The sequence below is a fragment of the Polynucleobacter sp. 35-46-11 genome (assembly GCF_002281105.1).
The window spans coordinates 1-5,376 of the sequence record NZ_NCFJ01000142.1; the positions used below are offsets into that span (position 1 = coordinate 1).

Sequence of the window (5,376 nt, forward strand, 5' to 3'; positions counted from 1 at the left end):
CTCTTGAACTACCTTTAGCTTGAACTGCTTACTGTACTTGCTCATAAAACAAAACCCCCTTGGTTGGACATAAGGTCCAACTTTTGGGGGTCAGTTCACGTAGGGTGGTTTGAAAGAAAATCTATGGAGGTATTACTAAAGAATGAACAACAGATTCATAGTAATCCTCACTTCAAACTGCGAAATATAAAGATGCGTTCTTTCAGTGCCAAACGCATCATTTTGGTGCAGATGATGACTGCCGCCCAAGCCAAGCTACTTGCAGGGGTACTTCGCCTCGAAGAATCGCACTAAGGTCTTGGCTGCACGTTCTGGATTGAACTGAGGGTTAGCTTGAGTCCAAGCTAAGAACTCCCGAAGAATTTCCTCTCTTGTGCCAGCGTTTCCGGCAAAACAAATATTGCCCTTCATTTTGGTATTGTGATTAGCTAAGTACGCTTGATACACACCTTCCCCAAACCCAAAGCAAAAGTTCTGCCCATCAAGATCATCCAGGTTCTTACATAAATCAACTAAAGCAGCTGTTGAGGCATCGCCTTTCGGTAAATTAGTCTGAGAAAATGCATTTGACTGCATAAGCATCATTGCACTGACTACGCATAGGGTGACTCTGAATAATTTCATCTTGTAGCTCTCTATTTGTTAACGCCTAAATCCACCCATACGACCACCACCAAAACCGCCTCGACCAGCAAATCGATCATCATTCATGCGGTCGTAACGAGCCTGCTCTCGCATGGCATTTTCTTGGGCAGCTTCGCGATAAGCATTGGGATTTGCACGATCCTGCTGATAGTCATTACGAGCCTCTTGATTCATACGATCAGCTTGGGCGCGCTCCTGTGGGGTGGCATTTTTCTGAAAATTGCTACTAGCTCTTTGGCCAGCATTTTTTGCTGCTTGACGCTCTTGCGGGGTCGCATTGCTCTTCCAGTCATTCAAAAGGCGCTGCTGATTTTGAATGCTACTTGGGCCGATCAAACCCCTAGTCGATTTACCTGAATTATTAATGCCATTATTGTTTACATTAATCGTGCCATCAGACCAGCTCGGAGTCGACCAAAAAGCCCCGCCAACAGCCAGCCCAAGACCAAATGTCATCATTCCCCAAGCAGGGTTATAAGCTGGATATGGTGGATAGTCTGGGTATGGCCATGGGCCATAAACAACTGTGGGGTTATAACTTGGTACGTAGACCACTTGGCTATTCGCCGGACTAATCAAAACGTTTGAATTGGCATCCGTACTTACTAAGATTTGTTGATTCGTCTTCAGGGTTCCTTCCTGCACAGCACGCTTTCTCAAGACCTGCACTGCCGCCATCGTATCTGCTGGCTGCAATTTATAGGCATTCCCCAGGTTCTGGGTCCACTGCAGCTTGCTACCCATCATGTCAAATGCCTGCGGGAATGAAATCAATGACTTCACGCTGTCGTTCCACGACTGAGCCTTCAGGGCATCTTGCAATCCTGAGCCATTAAGACTTGAGTTACTTCTACGCCAGTTATAGGCCTCAGCCACCTCGAGTGGATAAGTTGAAGCCAGAAGCATGAGAGATAAAAGTGAGTCAGGATACAGTGCAATTGGGGACACCAGTGACTGTAACTGGGCAGAGGAAATCAGTTGCGGAGAACTTCCATAGCCACCGCTTTGAGTATAACTTTGGGGGTAGGCTGCATTTTGATAAGGGTCACTATTATTTGAGCAAGCACCCAACAGCGACATAACGCCAATGCAACACCACGTTTTATATTGATTATTCATAAACCCATTAATCCTCCAATATTGCTTGAGTTTAATGCCGAGTTTGGAATTAGTGATTTTCTTTGGCGTGATTGATAGAGTACTTCGGGATCTCAATAACTAAATCCTGACGAGCAACAATCGCTTGGCAAGACAATCGAGACTGGGGATTGAGGCCCCATGCGCGATCTAACAAATCTTCTTCATTCTCATCTGGCTCATTCAGGCTCTGATAACCCTCTTTCACAATCACGTGGCAGGTAGTGCAAGCGCAAACCATATCGCAAGCATGCTCAATCGGAATGTTATTTTCTAGTAGCGCTTCGCAAATAGAGGTGCCTGGAGTCACCTCAAGTACCGCACCTTCAGGGCAATACTCGCTATGGGGCAGAACAACAATCTGAGTCATCTTAATAATTTTCTTTTCTTAAATTTCGGCAACATTCATGCCAGATAAAGCCTTCTGGATACTGGCGTTCATACGCTTCTGAGCAAACTCATCGGTCGCCTTTGCGGCATGATCTACTGCTTTTCTCAAAATAGCGCTGTCTGTTTCTTCAGCCAGAATCTTTTGCAAAGTAGCCATCTCTTGATCCACAGCGACCTGCTCTTGGTCGTTCAGCAATCGACGGTCAGAATCCAATGCAGTTTGTACGGCATCCAATAAACGCTGTGCATTCACCTGTTCTTCACGCAAGGATCTGGCCAAGAGATCTACTTTGGCAGAAGCAAACCCGTCTTGCAGCATGCGTGCAATTTCAGCATCAGTCAAACCATAGGATGGCTTGATGTCAATTGAGGCTTGAACTCCTGACCCCTGCTCCATAGCGCTTACCGAAAGAAGGCCATCAGCATCCACCTGGAATGTCACCCGGATACGGGCAGCCCCAGCTGCCATTGCTGGAATACCACGCAATTCAAACTTACCAAGAGAGCGGCAGTCTTGCGCCAACTCGCGTTCACCTTGAACTACCTGAATTGCTAGTGCTGTTTGACCATCTTTAAAGGTCGTGAAATCCTGCGCACGTGCAACCGGAATAGGTGTATTGCGCGGAATAATTTTTTCTACCAAACCGCCCATGGTTTCAAGACCAAGAGATAGTGGGATCACGTCCAGCAATAACCACTCATCATCTTTGCTTTGATTACCAGCTAGTAGGTCAGCTTGCATAGCGGCACCTAAAGCAACCACTTGATCAGGGTTGAGATTATTTAAGGGCTTGGTGCCGAACAATTCGCCAACCGCACGTTGCACATGAGGCATGCGAGTCGCACCACCCACCATCACCACGCCTTTAACTTCATCGGCCTTGAGGCCAGCGTCACGCAAAGCTTTTTTTACTGCTGTTAGTGTTTTACTAATGAGGTTCTGAGTAATCTCAAAGAACTGAGCTTGGCTGATGCCAACGTTCACTAAAGTACCATCGACAAGCGTTTCATGAACGCGGGCTAAGGGGTTGTGACTCAATAGCTCTTTAGCATGTTTACAAGAAAGTAGGAGCTTGCGATGATCTGAAATTGAGAGTGGCGGGAGTTTTGCTTGCTCGATTACCCAACAGTAAAGGCGATGGTCAAAATCATCGCCACCTAAAGCTGAATCACCACCAGTAGAGAGCACTTCAAATACACCCCTACTCATTTTCAAAATAGAGATGTCAAAGGTACCGCCGCCTAAGTCATATACAGCGTAGATACCCTCGGAGGCATTATCAAGACCATAGGCAATTGCAGCTGCAGTAGGCTCGTTGAGCAAACGCAAGACTTCGATGCCGGCCAACTTAGCGGCATCTTTAGTAGCCTGGCGCTGAGCATCATCAAAATAGGCAGGCACAGTAATTACTGCGCCAACGATATCGTCGTTTACAGAATCTTCAGCCAGCTGACGCAAGCGTGCGAGAATTTCTGCAGACACTTCTATCGGACTCTTGTCACCAGCAACTGTTCGCAACTTCAACATCCCCGGCTCATCGACAAAGTCGTAAGGTGCGCTTTCAATGTTTTCCACATCGACAATGCCGCGACCCATGAAGCGTTTGACAGAAACAATGGTGTTTTTGGGATCAGAAACAATACTTTCAATCGCTTCGAAGCCTGCCTGCGTTCTGCCATTAGGGAGGTAGCGCACTACCGAAGGAAGCAGTTCACGTCCCTCTGAATCCGGAAGCACTTTAGGCAAAGCATCTCGCACAATCGCCACCAAAGAGTTGGTGGTACCCAGATCAATACCCACCGCAATCCGTCGCTGATGCGGAGCAAGTGATTTACCAGGTTCGGAGATTTGTAATAAGGCCATGGGGACTAGAGTGTAAAGCTATACAAGAACTGAGATAGCGTCATCCAGCTCAAGCGCAAACTTATCAATAAAAAGAAGGCCTCTGAGTAACTCAGCAGCGCGCTCGTAATTCTGGGCTGCATCAATGGCTTGAGCAATCTCTGCCAAGATATCTCGCTTCGCTTGGTCAACCTCTTCAGCCAAAGCCTCTAGCGCACCGAGGTCCTCATCTTGATCCTCAAGACTCTCACGCCATTCCATTTGCTTCACGAGAAAAGCGGCTGGCATGGCGGTATTCGTTTCTAGGCGCGCATCTACTCCATTCAATTGACAGAGATAGAGTCCGCGTTGAACGGGATTCTTTAAAGTCTGAAAGGCGGTGTTTGCGAGCGTAGCCATTTGCATAGCAAGTCGTTGCTCAGTATCACTGCCACGGGCATGGCGATCTGGATGCACCTCTTTTTGAATTGCTAGATAAGCCTGATCTAATGCAGACAAATCTAGGTTGAATTGCTGCTCTAAATCAAAAAAACGAAAGTAATTGTCAGACGCGGAAGGATTCACCACAACCACACTCATCTTTTACATTCGGATTTTGAAACTTAAAGCCTTCGTTCAAGCCTTCACGTACAAAATCCAATTCAGTGCCGTCTAAATAGGCCAAGCTCTTGGGATCAATAAAAATAGTGATGCCATTGGATTCAAACTTCGCATCCTCTGGAGCGGCCTCATCCACATACTCAAGTTGATAGGCTAAGCCAGAACAACCAGTAGTGCGAACACCTAAGCGTAAGCCACAGCCTTTGCCGCGCTTATCTAAATTGCGCTGCACATGTTTCGCTGCTTTGTCGGTTAAGGTAATTGCCATGATGAAAGCCTCTTTATCTTTACTGGGCTAGATGCTTTTCTTTGTAATCGGCCACTGCGGCCTTAATGGCATCTTCAGCCAAAATTGAGCAGTGAATTTTTACAGGTGGCAAAGCCAACTCTTCTGCGATCAAGGAGTTCTTAATCTCCAAGGCCTGGTCTAAAGTTTTACCTTTAACCCACTCAGTCACCAATGAAGAGGATGCAATCGCAGAGCCACAACCATAAGTCTTGAACTTAGCGTCTTCAATCACGCCTTGATCATTGACGCGGATTTGCAATTTCATGACGTCGCCGCACGCAGGTGCACCAACCATACCAGTACCTACCTGGTCATCGCTTTTTTCGAAAGAACCCACGTTACGGGGATTCTCATAATGATCAATTACTTTGTCGCTATATGCCATGGTGTTTCCTCGTCATTTCTCTTATCTGTTATTTAACTTAACTGTCTTAAATACTACTTAGTGTGCTGCCCACTGAATGGTGCTGAG

7 protein-coding genes are annotated in these 5,376 nt (G+C 46.7%); all 7 read right to left on the reverse strand.

Translation table 11 applies throughout. From position 1 onward, the window contains the following. Positions 1-255 precede the first annotated feature (255 nt). Genes B7Y67_RS10225 through iscU form a run of 7 tightly spaced genes read right to left on the reverse strand, consistent with a single transcriptional unit; the run spans position 256 to position 5,289 of the window. The gene (locus B7Y67_RS10225; protein ID WP_293598555.1) at positions 256-624 is read right to left on the reverse strand and encodes a Rap1a/Tai family immunity protein; all 369 of its coding nucleotides are present in this window, start codon (positions 622-624) and stop codon (positions 256-258) included. 18 nt (positions 625-642) lie between these two features. Continuing rightward, positions 643-1,764 carry a DUF3300 domain-containing protein gene (locus B7Y67_RS10230; protein ID WP_293598556.1) on the reverse strand — a complete coding sequence of 374 codons (1,122 nt, stop codon included), beginning with the start codon at positions 1,762-1,764 and terminating at the stop codon, positions 643-645. Positions 1,765-1,813: 49 nt separating this feature from the next. After that, a complete protein-coding gene (gene fdx, locus B7Y67_RS10235; protein ID WP_293598557.1) occupies positions 1,814-2,152 on the reverse strand; it encodes an ISC system 2Fe-2S type ferredoxin in 339 nt (112 codons plus the stop codon). Between the two features lie 18 nt (positions 2,153-2,170). Further along, positions 2,171-4,036: a Fe-S protein assembly chaperone HscA gene (gene hscA / locus B7Y67_RS10240; protein ID WP_293598558.1), complete on the reverse strand. Its 1,866-nt coding sequence runs from the start codon at positions 4,034-4,036 to the stop codon at positions 2,171-2,173. 18 nt (positions 4,037-4,054) lie between these two features. Further along, positions 4,055-4,579 (reverse strand): Fe-S protein assembly co-chaperone HscB, encoded by a 525-nt coding sequence (hscB, locus tag B7Y67_RS10245; RefSeq protein WP_293598559.1) that lies wholly within the window; start codon positions 4,577-4,579, stop codon positions 4,055-4,057. Next, positions 4,560-4,883 (reverse strand): iron-sulfur cluster assembly protein IscA, encoded by a 324-nt coding sequence (gene iscA / locus B7Y67_RS10250; RefSeq protein WP_046330505.1) that lies wholly within the window; start codon positions 4,881-4,883, stop codon positions 4,560-4,562. The genes hscB and iscA overlap by 20 nt, the downstream gene beginning before the upstream one ends. 19 nt (positions 4,884-4,902) lie before the next feature. Then, on the reverse strand, positions 4,903-5,289 hold the full coding sequence (gene iscU / locus B7Y67_RS10255) for a Fe-S cluster assembly scaffold IscU (protein ID WP_293598560.1): 387 nt from the start codon (positions 5,287-5,289) through the stop codon (positions 4,903-4,905). Positions 5,290-5,376 lie beyond the last annotated feature (87 nt).